This window comes from Commensalibacter sp. M0133 (genome assembly GCF_016101485.1).
In the GTDB taxonomy this organism is placed as follows: domain Bacteria; phylum Pseudomonadota; class Alphaproteobacteria; order Acetobacterales; family Acetobacteraceae; genus Commensalibacter; species Commensalibacter melissae.
The window spans coordinates 39,133-57,503 of the sequence record NZ_JACFQI010000005.1 but is presented as its reverse complement, the minus strand read 5'-3'; the positions used below and the strand labels follow the sequence as shown (position 1 = coordinate 57,503).

At 38.3% G+C, this 18,371-nt stretch carries 14 protein-coding genes and 2 tRNA genes; 3 read left to right on the top strand and 13 right to left on the bottom strand.

Features of this window, described 5'->3' with window-relative positions; genetic code table 11:
• Nucleotides 1-260, top strand: a 260-nt coding sequence (locus tag H3T46_RS08945; RefSeq protein ID WP_232347582.1) for a hypothetical protein, incomplete at its 5' end; no start/stop codon positions are given.
• A 1,089-nt stretch (nucleotides 261-1,349) separates the two neighbouring features.
• On the opposite strand, the gene H3T46_RS08320 is transcribed toward H3T46_RS08945, so the two are convergent.
• The gene (locus H3T46_RS08320) at nucleotides 1,350-2,417 is read right to left on the bottom strand and encodes an acyltransferase (protein ID WP_198198228.1); all 1,068 of its coding nucleotides are present in this window, start codon (nucleotides 2,415-2,417) and stop codon (nucleotides 1,350-1,352) included.
• Between the two features lie 93 nt (nucleotides 2,418-2,510).
• The gene (locus H3T46_RS08315) at nucleotides 2,511-4,097 is read right to left on the bottom strand and encodes an efflux transporter outer membrane subunit (RefSeq protein WP_230873006.1); all 1,587 of its coding nucleotides are present in this window, start codon (nucleotides 4,095-4,097) and stop codon (nucleotides 2,511-2,513) included.
• Between the two features lie 217 nt (nucleotides 4,098-4,314).
• Between H3T46_RS08315 and H3T46_RS08310 the strand changes: the two genes are divergently transcribed.
• A tRNA-Thr gene (locus tag H3T46_RS08310) sits at nucleotides 4,315-4,389 on the top strand.
• Nucleotides 4,390-4,683: 294 nt separating this feature from the next.
• Here the strand turns inward: H3T46_RS08310 and H3T46_RS08305 are convergent.
• The 9 genes from H3T46_RS08305 to H3T46_RS08265 all read right to left on the bottom strand — a co-directional run bounded on the left by H3T46_RS08305 (nucleotide 4,684) and on the right by H3T46_RS08265 (nucleotide 13,724).
• Nucleotides 4,684-4,758: transfer RNA gene (locus H3T46_RS08305), tRNA-Met, on the bottom strand.
• Nucleotides 4,759-4,840: 82 nt separating this feature from the next.
• Entirely contained in the window at nucleotides 4,841-5,359 is a 519-nt protein-coding gene (locus H3T46_RS08300) for a DUF4167 domain-containing protein (protein WP_198198226.1), read from the bottom strand.
• Nucleotides 5,360-5,564: 205 nt separating this feature from the next.
• On the bottom strand, nucleotides 5,565-6,428 hold the full coding sequence (gene prmC, locus H3T46_RS08295) for a peptide chain release factor N(5)-glutamine methyltransferase (protein ID WP_155568784.1): 864 nt from the start codon (nucleotides 6,426-6,428) through the stop codon (nucleotides 5,565-5,567).
• A gap of 110 nt (nucleotides 6,429-6,538) precedes the next feature.
• Nucleotides 6,539-7,621 (bottom strand): peptide chain release factor 1, encoded by a 1,083-nt coding sequence (prfA, locus tag H3T46_RS08290; protein WP_198198224.1) that lies wholly within the window; start codon nucleotides 7,619-7,621, stop codon nucleotides 6,539-6,541.
• A gap of 3 nt (nucleotides 7,622-7,624) precedes the next feature.
• Entirely contained in the window at nucleotides 7,625-8,875 is a 1,251-nt protein-coding gene (hisS, locus tag H3T46_RS08285) for a histidine--tRNA ligase (protein ID WP_198198222.1), read from the bottom strand.
• A gap of 36 nt (nucleotides 8,876-8,911) precedes the next feature.
• Nucleotides 8,912-10,036, bottom strand: a complete 1,125-nt coding sequence (ispG, locus tag H3T46_RS08280) for a flavodoxin-dependent (E)-4-hydroxy-3-methylbut-2-enyl-diphosphate synthase (protein ID WP_110439535.1) — start codon at nucleotides 10,034-10,036, stop codon at nucleotides 8,912-8,914.
• A gap of 144 nt (nucleotides 10,037-10,180) precedes the next feature.
• A complete protein-coding gene (locus tag H3T46_RS08275) occupies nucleotides 10,181-11,380 on the bottom strand; it encodes a helix-turn-helix domain-containing protein (RefSeq protein ID WP_198198221.1) in 1,200 nt (399 codons plus the stop codon).
• A 27-nt stretch (nucleotides 11,381-11,407) separates the two neighbouring features.
• Entirely contained in the window at nucleotides 11,408-12,472 is a 1,065-nt protein-coding gene (locus H3T46_RS08270) for a nitronate monooxygenase family protein (RefSeq protein ID WP_198185426.1), read from the bottom strand.
• On the bottom strand, nucleotides 12,465-13,724 hold the full coding sequence (locus tag H3T46_RS08265; protein WP_122122905.1) for an aspartate kinase: 1,260 nt from the start codon (nucleotides 13,722-13,724) through the stop codon (nucleotides 12,465-12,467). Before H3T46_RS08265 ends, H3T46_RS08270 begins: the two co-directional genes overlap by 8 nt.
• A gap of 158 nt (nucleotides 13,725-13,882) precedes the next feature.
• On the opposite strand from H3T46_RS08265, the gene ubiG reads away from it, so the two are divergent.
• Entirely contained in the window at nucleotides 13,883-14,635 is a 753-nt protein-coding gene (gene ubiG / locus H3T46_RS08260; protein WP_155566263.1) for a bifunctional 2-polyprenyl-6-hydroxyphenol methylase/3-demethylubiquinol 3-O-methyltransferase UbiG, read from the top strand.
• A 142-nt stretch (nucleotides 14,636-14,777) separates the two neighbouring features.
• Here the strand turns inward: ubiG and H3T46_RS08255 are convergent, their stop codons facing one another.
• A complete protein-coding gene (locus tag H3T46_RS08255; RefSeq protein ID WP_370552774.1) occupies nucleotides 14,778-16,070 on the bottom strand; it encodes an autotransporter strand-loop-strand O-heptosyltransferase in 1,293 nt (430 codons plus the stop codon).
• Nucleotides 16,071-16,300: 230 nt separating this feature from the next.
• Nucleotides 16,301-18,346 carry an AMP-binding protein gene (locus H3T46_RS08250; protein ID WP_198198219.1) on the bottom strand — a complete coding sequence of 682 codons (2,046 nt, stop codon included), beginning with the start codon at nucleotides 18,344-18,346 and terminating at the stop codon, nucleotides 16,301-16,303.
• Nucleotides 18,347-18,371 lie beyond the last annotated feature (25 nt).

Here is an 18,371-nt window from a genome sequence, read left to right as displayed (position 1 = left end):
AACACTACAACCAATACGCCACCAGCATATCCCCTTCTCATCCTATACAATTGTCAATGAACAAAACCGTAAAACACATCAAAAATGAGCCCTACAATCTAATCCCCACAAAGCAACCAGTCAAGAACTTTCAAGCTCGTCGCTCCGTGAATGTCCTTCTACAGAAATCTCTCATGCCAGTCAACCGATTTCTCTCAAAATTATCCAAAAAAATCTCGCCAATAACAAAAATAATAGGTTATCAAGACCTTACACCTTAAATAACCATAACCCAGCCAACAATACATCCAAATCTCCGATTCCGCAAAAAACAGAATCCCAATCACAATAAATAAGGTATCCCGTCCATAATCAGCAGAACAGGATACCTTACCAAATATCGAATTCACCCCTGAAAAGAAGTGTCACAAAGCTAAGTTAAATAAAAAATATTAAAATTTAATAAGAAAGAAAAAATTAAGAAAGGTATCAATAGCGATTCACAACTCAAAGACAAGAAACATCCCACCTTCTCGATGCAAACCTTATATGGTGGCAACCAGCACAATTTCAATAACTTAACCAAAATTAATCATTCGCTATATCAACCTCATCAACAGTAAAATAAAAAATGTTTCCAATAGCATCTGGTTTTATCTAAATTAGACTTGATATTTTTGTACTGATTTAAGATTGGAATTATTATTACTTATTCTGATATTTTATTGATCTATATCACTCAATTACAAATTCAAACTGCCATCCAAGTATATTCATCTGATCATAAAATGTTTGTTCAATTTCATTTTCAAAAAATTGAAATAATATTCAAGGAATTACTGTCTAATAACCTAATTTCAAATTTATTTGAAAAATATAATAGGATAATAAATAAATAGAAAAAACATCCTCTTGTTAAGAAATATAAAATATAGTTTATAAAAATATAGTTAATTTTATTAAAATTTTATTTTCAAAACGTAATTTTGACTATATAATAACAATATGTTTGACAAACTGGGACTTTTTAGGATAATTCTGAAATGACTAAGGTAAACTCGTATCATAATATTAACTTTTACACTAATGATTACGAATAAAAACCCTATTCAGAAATTACCCCAATTTTCTCCATTTTCTGTATGTCGAAAAAGTAAAAGTGTTAGTTTGTTAGATATTTTATTTTTACTTTATTGTTTTAAGGAGACCGTATAACAACATTAATCATTTTTTAAATTTACTTTATTTTGTTATATTAGTAAAATAGTTAAATTTCAGTTTAAAAGGGTTAATGCTTCTGCCATGTTAATCCTTTTTTTTTAACCTTATTAATTGCATCATGTTCAATGATAATACCCAAATATTCTATTTTATAACCATTTTCTAACAATTCGATTTGATAAATGAATAAACGGACGTTCAATCCAGTTATAACTGTAAAAGCTTACAATTAAGACAAGTATTAATTCTACAGCAATCTGCAAGAAAGGATGGGTAGCGTTAGAAAAAAATCGTAACTGATAAAATGTGATAAAAATATAAAGGATAGGACAATGCCACAAATAAATGGAATATGACATATCACCTAGTTTTTTAAACAAATTCGCAACTTGAATATGATTGCTTATTTCAAGACCTATACATCCATATAAAATCAGAGCTGGTGATAATCCATTATAAAATAAATTGGCCCATTCATTAAAATGTAATCCATATAATTTCTTATAAGTTAATATAAAACCTGTACCACCGATCAATATACCTAAACACAAAGCAATATACTTATCCATTACAGTATGTTTTTTTATTTTAAAAAAGATATAAGCAACGCATAACCCGAAAAAAAAGTTGAAAATCTGATTATCTCCGAGAAAAAATGGAACATGATGAATCCAATGTTCTACATAAGCATATAAAATGATCAAATGTAAAATTGCCCAGATTATAAAAAAAGGAAGCAATGATTTTCTGGGAAACAAACAAATAAAACAGAACATTACAAGATAAAAATACTGTTCGAAGGGCAATGTCCATGCAGCATTCTGTAATGGCATATCAGTAGTTAAAAGGAAAAAATGTGAAATATTTTCTATTTTATGCAAACCAGCTGTTTTAATACCATTGCAGTGAAAAAGAATGATAATGAAAATCATGGTAATCCAAAATAACGGATAAATCCGGAAAATTCTTTTAATTAAAAATTTCAATCCTTCCTTAAATGATGCTTTTTCATGGTTTTCAAGAACGTTCAACGCAATGACAAAACCACTTATAACAAAAAATAGATCCACCCCATATCGCACGAAAGGTCCAGAAAACGTATATATCGTTGCGAATATGGGTTTAACTTCTATTTTAATCGATAAAAAATGCGCCCAACAAACTGATAAAGCGGCAAGCCCTCTTAACATTTGAAGGGTATAAAATTTCCTTGGCAATAATACGGCTCCAAAATATAAATTATTTATAAGGAAATAAATAATTTGACCGTAATGATCAACTATTCTGATTATGCGCTAGCAATTTTATAATCAACTTTTCTTTTGAAGCGATTCAGTATGTTCGGGAAAGGTTGTTTCCCATCCTCCACCAAGTGCTTTATACAGTTGTACTAAATTGGTTGAAATACGTGTTGTACTTTTTACCAAATCATCCTGAGATTGCAATAGTCGACGTTCTGCATCCAGAACATTGATAAAAGTTTGTAACCCCTCACGATATTGTTCCTGTGCCAAAAAAACAGATTGCTGGTTTGAATTGACAGTTTCCCTTAATTTATCATTTCTTAACTGTTCGGCTTGATAAGCAGACAGAGCGTTATCAACCTCCTGCCAAGCACGCAAAACAGTTTTACGATAAGCAAGAGCCGCTTCTTTCTGCTGCGCCTTTTTTAATTGTAATTGACCCTTTAATTTCCCCCCTTCAAAAATGGGAATTGATATTGTCGGTCCAACATTCCATGCCCGTGCTGACCAAAATCCCAAATCCTTGATCGATAAAGATTGAAAGCCCATTTTTGCATCCACGGTTACTTTTGGATAAAAATCCCCTTCTGCCACACCAACCTCTGCGGTTGCAACATGTAAGGCGGCTTCAGCCTCTCTTACATCTGGACGACGTTGCAGCAATTCAGAGGGCAAACCAACAGGAATCTGCGGGGGAACTGGAGGAATTGGTTTTTGTTGTGACAAAGTTTGATCCAAGGCGCGGGGTGGTTCCCCCATTAACAATGCAAGGGCATTCATATAATTAATGACCTGCTCTTCCAATTGTGGGATCTGTGCATTTGTCTGTTCCAGTTGAGCACGGGCATCGTGAACATCCAGTTCTGTTACCAATCCCCCCGTATAACGTTTTTGAGCTAGATCAAGTGAATCCTGAGCAATTTTCGCATTTTTTCGAACAATATCCAGTTGTGTCTGCAATCCACGTAAAGTTATATAATCATTGGCAACTTCAGCCAACTGGAGGGTTAAAATATCTCGTCGCTCCTCTTCGGAAACTTGCCATAAAGCTTTACCAGCCTCGTACTGACGACGAACACGTCCCCAAATATCAGCTTCCCAACTTGAATCCAGAGCATCAGCCCATTCATTAAAAGTAGGAATATCAATATCCTTGGGGTCAACGATTTTACCTAACTCAGGTTTCTGATTCTCGACACGGTTAATAATTCGACGTGCCATTTTACTACTATGTTGTGCTCGGCTGTAACTGCCCATTGCATTCAAGGTGGGAAAGCGTGCCGATCCTGTTATGATTAACTGGGCACGACTGGCAATCATTCGCTGTGTAGCCATTTGAATATCAAGGTTATTTGCGATAGTGCGACGTTCCAGATCAGATAATATCGGATCATGAAAACATTCCCACCAATTCGGATCCAGTTTATTCTTACTGATTTGACTTGTAACATTACCGTGGATTGAATTATGGTTTGGATACCATTTTGAAGGGTACCAAGGTGTCTGTTTTTTAAAATCAGGTCCAACCGCACAACTGGTCAATGCAATACTCAAAAAGGAAAGTGATAAAAAACAAAAGCTATATTTCATAGTTACAACCTGATATCCTATTTTAATATACAGCATTAAACGGGCGTTTTCATTTCGAACCATGATGGTTCTTTAATACTATTTAAGATACGCTTTGATGAATTTACATAGAAGACAAAAATAATATTAATCGAACTGAATTTTGGATTTGGTATAAATGTTTCATCTAACTTTTGAACAATTTATCCTTGATTTGCAAGCCATATAAAAAATATGCAAAAAGATAAATTTTTTTGTTGCATCATTTTGAATGAAAAGCTACTAAATAAAGCAAATCGAAGCTGCTGTAGCTCAGTGGTAGAGCACTCCCTTGGTAAGGGAGAGGTCGCGAGTTCAATCCTCGCCAGCAGCACCATTTCTGATTATGTATGACAATTTAATATATCACATCTAATCTCGTTAAATTATTAAAAAAATTTTTTTACAAGATCGTTCTATTTTTCCATTCCCAACAAAATGTATTTTCATATTCAATGACTCTGATCACTTCAACAATAATCATACCATCAGTCTGATCATAATAAAATTACAATCAAATCACAAAATACCAACTTAAAGACAAAATTAAAAATAAGTTGTTAAGAATTATTCGATTTTAAGGATTTTGAATTTTAACAACCATCTGTAGATTTAAACCAAATTTTAAAGATGGTAGCGACGGGCGGATTTGAACCACCGACCAAGGGATTATGATTCCCCTGCTCTACCACTGAGCTACGCCGCCTTATCAATCATTGAAAGACGAGTTTAATTACCCTTATTTAAATGACAAAGTCAAGTATTTTTCACTCATCTTCTATAATATTTTAACTATTTTCTTCCGAAAGCTTTTTTTTTCCTGCTGACAGCGCTCTAGGAGGCCTTCCTCTACGGGGCACACGAACCGGTGCAGGCTGTTCAGCCTCTATCTCCTGAACAACAGGAGTTTCATTTGCAGTTTCATCAATCTTAATTTCGACAGCCTCGGTTGTTTCCGGTTCATCCTCTATCATTTTTGCAGGCTCTGTATTATTTGCCGTTTCCTGAAAATTATTGGGACGATGTCTTTGTTGATTAGACTGGTTAATCATATTAACAATACGAGAATAATGTTCTGCATACTGAAAAAAACTTTCAGCATTGACCCGATCCCCTGAACTTATGGAATCCCGTCCCTGTTGAAGATATTTTTCATGTAATTGTTGAGCAGTTCCACGAATACGTCCATTAGGACCGTTACTTTCAAACACATGATTTCGATTAAAAGAAACCTGTCCGTTTTGATGCCGTGCCCCCCCGTTATTGCCTGACCGGTAATAACGACCTCGCATACGTTTTGTATTCATAAGTTATTGTTATACTTTCCTATTAGTAAATATGAAACTAAGGTTACATTTTGATTGGTTGATAGATAATGATTAATATGAAACAAGTAAACTAAATGAAATAAATAAATTGCAATTTAATACTATAATTTATACAGCTATCAATCATTATATTGAGTTAGTAGCTTCTCTTACTATAATTAAAATAAAATTATATGATAAGCTTTTACAATTTTATATTAGAAAAAACAAGGGCTCTTGTATAACCATTTAAATCCTGTTGTTTTTGCACAACATGCAGCCCTACATCCCTTCCAATCTCTGTAACATGCTCTTCCTGTTCAATTCCTAGTTCTAAAATCAAAACTCCCTGTTCCGTTAATAAATCCGCGGCTTGATAACAGATTAAACGATATGCATCAAGGCCGTCCCTTCCCCCAGCCAAAGCTGACATGGGTTCATAATTTTTGACCTCTGGCATTAAATTTAATAATTCATGTTCACGAATATAAGGTGGATTGGATAAAATAATATCAAATTCTCCCTTTAAGGCATTACCCCAATAACCTGTATAAAATATAGATCGGTCGGCCAATTTGCATTTTTCCGCATTTTTCCTTGCCAATCTAACAGCCTGTTCTTTATAATCGACCCCAATTCCAAAACTTTTCGTATATTCAGACAAGGCGGCAAGCAACAGGCAACCTGTGCCGGTACCCAGATCCAGAAAATTATAACGAGTTTGGCGTTTCGGGAATAATTTCAACAAAACCTCGATCAAAGTCTCGCTATCAGCGCGAGGAATTAAAGTGGCTTCTGACACTTCCAAATTTAACGACCAAAATCCTTTTTCCCTCACAATATAAGCGAAAGGTTCATGCTGACTTCGTCTATAAAAATATGAACGAATTAGGACAGGATCGATCAATTCTGTTTTATCCATCAAGAATAATTCGGTTCTGCTTTTTTTTAACGCCGCAGCTATTAATAACATTGCCTCTCGTCGCGGTGCTTCAATTCCTGCCTTTTGAAAAAGCATCTCGCCTTCCTGAATTAATGAGGCCAACGGTATTTGTACACTATTATCCATGTAATCCAGTAAAAATCAATTTATCCAAATATAAAAACAACTAATGCTTTTAAACGATAATATAACTAAAGCATTAGACAGAAATAAAAGGCAAAACCAGAATTTTTTTCCTAGGTATTCTCTTCAGAAGCCAATAGTCGGGATTGTTCTTCCTGGATTAAATAATCGATAATTTCATCAAATTCCCCCAACATAACACGATCAATCTTATGCAACGTCAAATTTACCCGATGATCAGTAACACGTCCTTGTGGAAAGTTATATGTACGAATACGTTCAGAACGATCTCCTGTTCCCACCTGAGAACGACGGTCTGCCGCACGATTTTCATGAGCGGCCAACCGTTGTTGTTCATATAAACGTGCACGCAGGATCTTCATGGCTTTCGCCTTATTTTTATGCTGACTTTTTTCCTCCTGCATCGCCACGACCACACCTGTCGGAATATGAGTGATCCGCACCGCACTTTCCGTTTTGTTAACATGCTGTCCACCAGCCCCAGAAGCACGATAGACATCAATCCGCAGATCACTTTCATCAATTGTGACATCCACTTCCTCTGCCTCAGGCAATACTGCAACGGTTACTGTTGAAGTATGAACACGCCCCTGACTTTCGGTAGCTGGAACACGTTGTACACGATGAACACCCGATTCATATTTCAAACGGGCAAAAACTCCCGTTCCCGTGATTGAAGCAATCCCTTCTTTAAGACCGCCCAATCCAGTATCACCATATTCCAGAATTTCAAAGCGCCAGCCTCGAGATTCCGCGTAACGTTGATAAGCAGAGAAAAGTTCTGCCGCAAACAGACCCGCCTCATCACCCCCAGCTGCTGGACGTAGCTCTAAAATTGCACTTCGTTCATCGGCCTTGTCCTTTGGTAACATTGCCAAACGAATCTGATGTCTTATTTCCGGAAGTTTTTCATGCAACCCCTGTAACTCGGCCTGTGCCAAATCTTTCATTTCAGGATCATCAAGCATTTCCTGAACAGCCTGATAATCCTTTTCTGCCGTCCTTAAAGATTCAATCAAGGCTACAAGCGGATTCAATTCAGCATATTCACGTGAAGCCTCAATAAATTCATCCCCGGATATCTCAGTGGATAACAAGTGTTGTAATTCTTCTGACCGAGCTATAATTTTATCCAGACGATCATTAAAACTTGCAGAAAATTCTTCAGAAGACATAAATTATTTCGCCAATTTCAAAATAAGCTGAGAAACCAAATCATGCAAGGCAACCTCGACTTGTTCACCAGAATTCAAATCTTTCAACTGAACAACTTGTTTGGTCGCCTCATCCTCACCAATAAGCAATGCAATAGACGCTTTCCTTTTATTAGCCCACTCCATTTGTTTACGGAAATTCCCTTTATAGGTCATTTCAGCAGCAATTTTATGCGTTCTCAATAGCTGTAAAACCGTAAATGCCATTTCATGAACCGCATCAGAAAATACAATGATTGCTACAGATTTAGGTTGGACGGGTATCGAATTCAATAAAAGAGCCAATCTTTCAACCCCAGCTGCCCATCCAATAGCAGGAACAGAAGGTCCCCCCATTTCTGCAACCAACCCCTCATATCGTCCGCCCGCCAGAACGGTACCCTGTGATCCAAGCTTTGTCGTTACAAATTCAAAAACCGTATGACTATAATAATCCAATCCACGAACAATATAATGATTTTCTCTAAATGGAATTTTAAACTGATCCAGTGCTTTTCGTAACCTATCCCAGAATTCCAGTGCTGTTGTAGTCATATAATCTTTCATTAACGGAGCATGATCCAATAACACTCTATCCTGTGCCGCCTTACTGTCCAAAATACGCAAGGGATTTTTCTCCAACCGATTTTGACTATCTTCTGATAATTCAGATTTAACAGTTTTAAAATAGGCAACTAAAGCTTCTCGCCATGCTTGACGGCTGGCCAGATCCCCCAGCGTGTTCAATTCAAGAACAACATTATCTGAAATACCCAGGGCATTAAGAATATGCTGCCCCATTGCAATCATTTCCGCATCTGCAAAAGGGGTTGCCGTACCCAGCAATTCTGCACCAATCTGATAAAACTGCCGATAACGGCCTTTTTGAGGACGCTCATAACGAAACATTGGGCCGGCATAAAAAACCTTTTGAGGAAGGGTTTGGGTCAAAGCATTTGTAACCAAGGCACGGCAAATTCCAGCTGTTCCTTCGGGACGCAGGGTGAGAGAATCCCCACCACGATCCTGGAATGTATACATTTCCTTGGAAACAATATCCGACGTATCCCCTAAAGAGCGCGCAAAAACACCTGTTTCTTCAAAAACCGGTGTTATCCATTCTTCAAACCCATATAATGAAGTAATATTTTTTGCGGTTTGCATGACATATTGATGATTTTTTGCCTCGTCACCAATCAAATCATGGGTTCCACGAACGGGTTTAACCACACTCACTTTAAACTATCCTATATTTGAAATTATATTTTAAAATTAATTCTTTTCTTTTTTTTGAGCAGTTTTTTCCGCTTCAATCTGTGCGGCTTTTTGTTCAACCAATTGCACAATATGGTTAATCATTTCTTCAGCCGGAATCGTATGATCCTGCTTTCCACCAACATAGACCATATGACGTCCTGATCCACCCCCGGTAACACCCACATCCGTCATGGTGGCTTCACCTGGACCATTAACAACGCAACCAATGACAGAAAGCGTAATTGGCGTTTCAATATGAGCCAAACGTTCTTCCAATGTTGCAACCGTTGGAATGACCTTAAAACCTTGACGTGCACAGGAAGGACAGGAAACAACCCTTACCCCCCGATGACGCAAACCAAGCGTTTTCAATATATCCCAACCTACAACGACTTCCTCTTCAGGTTCAGCCGATAAGGAAACGCGCATTGTATCCCCAATACCTGCCCATAAAAGTGAACCTAATCCAATGGAGGATTTTACAGTTCCCGCTCTTTTCCCGCCCGCTTCAGTAATACCGATATGCAATGGATAGTCACAAGCTTCAGATAATAAACGATAAGCTTCAACCGCCAAAAAAACATCTGAAGCTTTAACACTAATTTTGAATTCGCGAAAATCATTATCTTCTAGGATTTTCGCGTGCTCCATCGCACTTTCCAATAAAGCCTCAGGATTAGGCTCTCCGTATTTTTCCAAAAGATGTTTTTCAAGAGAACCCGCATTAACCCCGATACGAATTGAACAGTTATAATCTTTTGCCGCCTTAATTACATCCCGAACACGATCCGCATTACCAATATTTCCTGGATTAATCCTTAAACAAGCAGCGCCTGCCTGTGCAGCTTCAATCGCCCTCTTATAATGAAAATGAATATCCGCAACAATTGGAACTTCCACATTACGGACAATCTCTTTCAGCGCCCTGGTACTATCCTCATCAGGACAGGAAACCCGAACAATATCAACCCCCACCTTTTCAGCTTTTTTAATTTGTGCAACCGTTGCCTGTGCATCACTGGTCAGCGTATTTGTCATTGTTTGAACACTAATCGGTGCATCCCCGCCAACAGGAACAGACCCCACATTAATTTGTCGACTTTTGCGACGAATAATTTGCTGATATGGGCGTAAACTCATTAATTTTTCTCCAAGTTAATTATGGTAATGCCTTTAACCTTAAAAGAAACAATCTTAAAAGATCAATTTTACACCATCTTCTTTTAACTAACCAACCCCATTAAAATATGCAATATATAACCGCTTAAACATAAAATATTTGTCCTAACGATTATCAGATCCTTCAGTCTTTTCCTGATCATTATTTAAATTCAAGCCATTCTCATTGACCGTTTTCTTCTTATTTTTTTCAGGCATTGCATCCGAATTATTATCTACAGGTTCTGTAACAATCGTTTCCAATAACTCAGGCGTTATAACAAAATGCCGTAAAACCTTTCCCCTTTCACCCAGAGGCCTTGACTGCTTCCCATTATTTTCAATAATGACAGCCCCGGCATTGCCAATGGTCATAACAACCCTTGCATGATCTGATGGAACAGTCCAGCTTTCACCTTTTTGCAATGTTTTTTGCAATAAAATACGACCCTGTTGATCCTGAACTTTTAACCAACTGGCTCCGGATGTCCTGATAATAATATTGTTATCAACTTTTTCTGTTGTCTCATTATCTTTGCTTTCAATATTTTTTACCGAATCAGGATGTTGTTGATCAACCTTACCTGATGAGTCAGATGCTTTACTGGTTTGAATAGAAGAGGGTTCCTGTGGTTTCTGTTGATTGTCTATAGATGAATTTTGTGGAGACAACTTATTTTCTTGTAAAAAATTGTTTTTATCACCCTGCGAGTAATTTGCCGGTTCCGAAGCCGGTTCATTTGTTTTTTGAGACTGGGCTACCTGTGATTCAAGTTTATGGATAGCATTGGAAACATTTTGATCCGGTTTTGCATTATTTACGTTTTGAGAGGGCATAACAGATGCAATCTGTGGTGAAATTTTTTCCTGCGCCTGATCTTTACCATTTTTATCCATAATGGATGGAATAGTTTCGGCAGGAACCTTTCGATGATCAGTCATTTTGTACCAGCCAACATATCCCCCAGCAATAATCAGTAAACCTGCAAAAATAATTACAGCGGCAGGAACGCCAGATTGAGGGACAGGAGCAGGAAACAGTAATTTCTGTTTATATTCTGTTCCCTGATGCTCAAAACGAAAGCGCTTGATTACCTCGTCAACATTCAGTCCCAGAAACTCTGCATAAGAACGCAAAAAACCGGCTGCATAGGCTATACCGGGCAACTGATCGATCTGCCCATCCTCCAGAGCCTTTAAAAAAACCAACCGGATTCTCAGCCTCTGAGAAATATCCTCCAAACTCAAGTGCAATTCTTCTCTTCTTGAACGAAGCATTTCGCCAATAGATTGTTTATTCGCATATTGTTCAGGTCCATTACTCATTTGCTTAAAACCCATTATATAGAATGTTCACATATCTGATATACGTTGTTGTCGTCTTACCAAAGCCTCAATTGCCTGTTGCATAAGTGTATGAAAGATATCGGCAACAGGTAAAATTTCTTTTACCATTCCCACGGATTGACCAGCCATAACCGAGCCATATTCCACATCACCTTCCTTTACCGCACGACGCAAAGCCCCCGCCCAAAAATGTTCAATGTCCAGTTGGGCATCTTCTTTACTTAATTCACCATTACGATATTTTTGAATTACGGCGGCTTGATGCTTCATGAACGCTTTTGTCCCTGGATTGGAAAGACCACGCACGGGAATAACTGGAAAACTATCATCCAACTGTACTGAAGCGACTGCATCCCGTGCCGAAGCGTGAATAAACGCTTTTTTAAACCTCTCGTGGGCTTGACTTTCTACCGCTGCAGCAAACATCGTGCCCAACTGTGCGCCAGAGGCACCCAATTCAAGAAATGAAACAATGGCATCGCCACGACCCAGTCCACCTGCAACAAAAACAGGTATATCACGGATAACAGGTAAAATTTCTTGAGCAAGTACAGTCAAAGAAACAGGACCTATATGTCCGCCTGCTTCTGCCCCTTCTATCACCAGTGCATCAACACCCATTTTAAGCAAGCGTTTTGCCAAAATCAAGGCTGGAGCAAACGCAATAACCCTAGCTCCCCCATCTTTAATTTGCCTGATTGCTATACTCGAAGGAATACCCCCTGCCAACACAATATAATGAACCTTTAGACGCAGACAGACATCAATCAATTCAGACAATTTGGGATGCATCGTAATCAGATTTACCCCAAAAGGCTTTTTTGTCAGTGCCTGAGTGGCCTCGATTTCGACAGCTAGCATTTCGGGTTCCATTGCTCCACATGCAATCACGCCAAAACCCCCGGCATTGGAAATGGCTGAAACCAGATGATGCTCACTGACCCAGGACATAGCTCCGCCAAGAATGGCAACCTCACTTCCCAAAAAATCAGTGCCACGTTTCCACAGACGCTTCAATTCCCTTTTTGCTTGATCATATGAAACTAAATCCATATTCATTTTATCAGTCATTCATTTGGTCCAATCCATAAGCTGTATGTAAAGCACGTACAGCCAATTCCACATACTCCGCAGCAACAATAACAGAAACCTTAATTTCACTTGTGGAAATCACTTGAACATTTATAGAACGTTCCGCCAATGTTTTAAACATAATATTTGCGACACCAGTATGAGAACGCATCCCAATTCCAACCACACTGATTTTTACAACATCCTCATCGGTCAGCAATTGTGAGAATTTAATTGTATCTTTTGCCTGCTCCAAAAGCTGTTGAACCTGTAACAAATCCGTTTTAGGCACTGTAAATGTCATATCTGTGGTTTGATTTGTCCCGCTACTCTGCACGATCATATCAACATTGATATTGGCCTCTGCCAAGGGCCTGAAAATAGAAGATGCCACTCCAGGAAAGTCGGGAATACCTTTTACAACCACCTTTGCTTCATTCAAGGAATAAGCGATTCCTGTTACTTGTTCTTTTTCCACAATTTCATCCTCACTAACAACTAAAGAACCTGGCAAAGACCCCTCCTTTGACGGGTCATGATCTTCAAAACTTGAAAGAACCTGAACACGCACCTGTTCCTTCATGGCCAATTCTACACTTCTGGTTTGCAAGACCTTTGCACCGACAGAGGCTAATTCCAACATCTCTTCATATGCGATTGCCTTTATTCGTTTTGCCTTTTTTACTATTCTGGGATCAGTTGTGTAAATTCCATCTACATCCGTGTAAATATCACATCTTGTAGCATTCAAGCTTGCAGCCAACGCAACCGCCGAAGTATCGGATCCACCTCGTCCCAAAGTTGATATACGCTTATTTTCATCTATTCCCTGAAATCCGGCAATAACAGGCACAACTCCAGCCTGCATGCATTCTATCAGGGCTGCTGATTCAATCTGTTTAATTCTGGCCCTACCATGCGCATCATCTGTAATTATGGGAATTTGCCAACCTGACCATGAACGTGCTTTAATCCCCATTGTTTGCAAAGCAATAGCCAAAAGCCCGCTGGTTACCTGTTCACCTGTTGCTACAATTGAATCATATTCGCAAGGATCATATAGGGGATTGAGGGTTTGACAATATTCAACCAGCTGATTTGTGACCCCTGACATAGCTGACACAACCACGGCTACTTCACATCCTGCGCCAACTTGTTTTTTGACTGTTTGAGCGACCTTACGAATCCTGTCCAAATCAGCAACCGATGTCCCACCAAACTTCATTACGATCCGGGGAATATCACAAGACATAAAAAATAAACTCCACAACTATTATTTTCAGCATTTAAATATGATATAATAAAGCATAAATCTCATTTTTCTAATATCATTCAATAATTAACTCAATTATCATTTATAAGCAAATAATTGACTTTTCTATTACTTTTCTTCCACCGAGGGTGAAATAAATGCCTATCGATACTACAGATAATGCCAATAAGCAAAATAATTCAATTATCACGAATGAAATTGATCATTTTAATCAGCTCGCAGATCAGTGGTGGGATCGAAAAGGGCCCATGAGCTCCCTTCATGACATGAATGATCTTCGTATTGAATGGATCAACCGCAACTTGAGACATAATAACCAATATTATAAATCCAGCAATATTCTGGATATCGGATGTGGAGCCGGTTTGGCCAGTGAAGCCCTGGCAAATATGGGATACAATGTGTTGGGAATAGATGCCGGAGAAAAAGTTATCAAAGCCGCACAATATCATCTAGATACAACACCCTTGCTCCCTAATGGCGGCTCATTAACCTATAAGGTGGGGAGCATTGAGGAACTTGTTCACGAAAATCAACATTTTTCTGTCATTACGGCCCTAGAGCTACTTGAGCACGTTAATGATCCTCAGAACTTTATCCATAATATCTCCCAGTTGTTACAAACCAATGGTATGATTTTTGTATCAACAATCAACCGTACGTTACCGGCCTTTCTATTTGCCAAGGTAGCAGCTGAATATATTACACGCAAGTTGCCTGTCGGTACACATAACTGGAGACAATTCATCACACCTTCTGAATTGGGCAAAATGGCACATTCTGCCGGATTACGCATAAAATCTATTACCGGAATGACTTTCTATCCAAATGGATGGAAACTGACCCAGAATGTAAAAATCAATTATATTGCCTGCTTAACAAACTCATAATTTGTTAACTACAAAATAAATTAAAAAAAGCTTTTAGAAAAAACTAGAAGCTTTTTCTCTCACTCCACCATTATTGGATTGACTTAATCATATCCCTAAAAGAATTTTGCCCGTTGCCCTTACATCCAACTGTTATTAAACCTTACTTGCCTTTTTCATTTACTGGTTTCTGACGACAACCTGGAATGGACAAAATGGTTTTGATAACATGCTGATGAGAAATTGCCTTGGTGCATTCGAACTGTCGGGAAGTGTTGCTATGTTTCGGACAATATAGGAAATTATTATGATCAAATAAATATCGAATATCATTCCAACATCCATTACAAACATGCGTATTGAACACACGATAAGGCGTATTGAATTCAGTTAATGGATTGGTAAATCCTGAAATAACAACAACTGGAATGCCAGCGCCCCAGGCAAGCCAGGCAAGGCCAGAAGATAATCCGACAAAAAATTCGGCATGTTTCAACCAGCGTACTCTTTCCGTCAAAGGACGCGGACCTGTTTGATCTTCCGCACCGTTTGGAATATGATTCCAAACAAGATCCTTTCCGAAAACCCTGTCCCTATCAATACAAATTACACGATATCCAAGGCTTTTCAAAAAATCAATAACATAATGCCATCCAAAAGGATTGTTCCAGTATTTACATTGTGTCGAGGCCTGTGTAGCAATGACTACATAAGGTTCTGGAATAGGTCTTGTATCTTCACTTGCAACCAAACGAGGGGGGACCTCTTCAGGATCCACACCCAAAATATATCCTGCCGTTCGATGTAATCCTACCAACCTGAAATCACGAGGTTGCCAATTATTTTGTTCATCCTCAAAAAACAGGCCTATATAATATCCTGCATAAAATTTGTTTTCAATTTTCTGTTGAGCATAAACAGAAGCGTCAACAAATCTGATTTCCGGATAGGCTTTTTCAAACAAATCAATAAGGTTTTTTCCCAAAGCCAATGTCAGTTTACAGTCATGTTTCTTTCTAAATTTTTCTGCATAGGGCACCCAACCCAGTGAATCCCCCAAGGATCCGACCGGAAAGGCAATTAAAACTTCCTTGCCCCGAGCATTATATTCATGAACAAGAACCTCTTCTTGCTTTCCATCCTTATGAATCTTTGAAACAATGATTTTTCCATTCATATAATGATGTTTGGCAGTGGTTGCATATCCCTGATCCTGGCAGGTTTGATCCAGCAAGACAACCTCTGTATCAAGATCCATTAAACAAACGCGCCATCCCTCCCCTGCAGCTGGTTTTGGAACATATACGCGTATTCCAAAATTAAAATCGTATAAAATACCCATGGGTCCTTTTTGGGTAGGCTTAGGAGAAGCCTGTATAAATTGATTTACCAGATTTTTGGTGCTATTTGCCGGCTTTTGTTCTGTTTGATTGTTCACCTCTTCACCACCAATCATAGGTGAAAATCGTTTATCCAATGCTTGAATGGCGTCTTGGACCTGCCTGTTTTGTGATAAATTATTTATTTTGTTAATTAATTCACTTTCCTGAGTCTGCTTGTTTTCCAGAGAACTTGATAAATTGTCTTCACCTTTAACTTTTAATTTAACTCTTTCAAACCCTTCTACTCTCACCTTATCATTCTGGGTCAAGATAGTTCCCTTTCAATGTAGAATTAAAATTATTTTTATAATTCAGAATTACAAATTTGCTTTGCTAATAAATGACATAAATCCGTATATGTTTGACATGCAGTCATAAAATCAGATGGGTCAATCTCAACGTGAAATTTTTCTTCAAATTTATAACGTAAGTCTAACAAAAGATCATAATTAACCTCTTTGTTCAACAATTTGTTGCGTGTTAATTGCTTTACATTCCCCTTCCAATCTTTCGTTACATTTCCAATCCATTCTTCTACTTGATTATATGCCTCTTTAAAAGACAAAAATGCTGTAATGATCGGAACCTGATATCGAAATTCCTTAATAACAGGAAGTTTCTTCTCGCAAAAAGCCTCTCGCGTACGCGCAATCTGAATTTTGCCACTGGGTGTTTTTAAGACCCCTCCCGGACGTGTCAATACAATTGTCTGAGGCCAAATCATATAAAGCTTGGTTACCTTTTCATAAATATATCCGGCAATTTCTTCATATGACTTGACGGGATTTCGTATGGTTTCCGCAAGAATGGTTATTGATGTTAGATCCTTTAAATTTTCAAGAAAGAAGGTTGTTCCATTAATGCGGATATCAGGACAGGAATTTTCCAATGTGCCACTAATATCACCAGGATCATATTTCTTGTTGCCTAATGTTATGACGTTGCTGATCCTTCCAGCAAAGTACAATTCATTTTCATAAATGAACCCCAGATCACCGGTCCGTAAATAAAATTCCTTGGAACCAGATAATTTCGAATGAAATACATCCTCTGTTTCTTCTGGACGATTGAAATATCCTCTCGCAACACTGGGTCCAGAAACGCAAATTTCTCCGACCCGTCCATCTCGTAGGATTTGGTCGTTTTCCGGATTCACAATAACAATCTTTTGATCATCCAAAGAATAACCACATGAAACCAAAATACGTTGATCATTAACATCAGAAGCCTGCCTAACGAAACCTGTCATCAGGGCTTTACGTGAAAAATTCCTGAATTTAGGGGAAACATTTGCCTTGCTGTTGGTAACGGTTAACGTTGCCTCGGCAAGACCATATCCAAAAATGAAATGCCTGGCCCTGAACCCTGCCGAGGAAAATCTCTTGCAAAATTTTTCTATTGTCTCAGCCTGAGAATTATCTGCCCCATTCACTGCTATTTGCCATGACGATAGATCTAATTTCCTGATCTCATTTTCCGTGGTTTCCCTTAAACAAAGATTATAGGCAAATGTTGGTCCGCCAGAAACCTGTATTTTATATCTGGTAATCGCCTGTAACCATCTTACCGGTTTTTCAATAAAATATTTTGGAGGCAACAGAAAAATTTTTCGTCCCAAACCTACTGGAACAATAATCCCCCCGATTAACCCCATATCATGGGCGAAAGGTAACCAACTCAATCCGTTGCATTCACTTTCAAGAATTTTTTCACTTGCTGGCTGATGTCGCACATTATACATCAAGTTACGATGCGTAATCAAAATCCCTTTCGTATTCCGTGTCGTCCCTGAACTGTACTGAATTAGAGCAACATCCTTATTATCACCCTTTTTAACCAATTTATCCCTGACATTTAATAAAACCTCCAGGGGAATCCAGACAGGATTACAATCCAGTTTCCGAAAATAATCCTTATATTCGATCAGTAAATGACGTGGACCAATAACAAAATCTGGTTGCGCATCATTTAAAACCGTTGCAAATCGTTCATCACTGCGAATAACATCAACATGAATTCCTGAAACAGGGATCATATTGGCATATATACAGCCAAAAAATGCCAAAACATAATTTAAATCATTTTCACATAAGATCAAAACCCTGTTTTTTTCCTTGCCAAAATGATGCAGTCCTGCCGCAATAACCGAAGCCTGATGATCAAGTTGAATGGCCGTCAGAGTGTCAACAGGATCACATTGGTCATTCAACAGCGTATAAATAACCATTGAGGGTGATGAGCATGCACGATGCCGCACCATTTCAACAAGGGTATCGTTTCGCCAATCAACAACGTTATGTCGCTTACAAGTTCGGTCTTCCGTCTGGTCTTTCGGGATAATCAAAACCATCTTTTCTTTACCAATACCATCACTC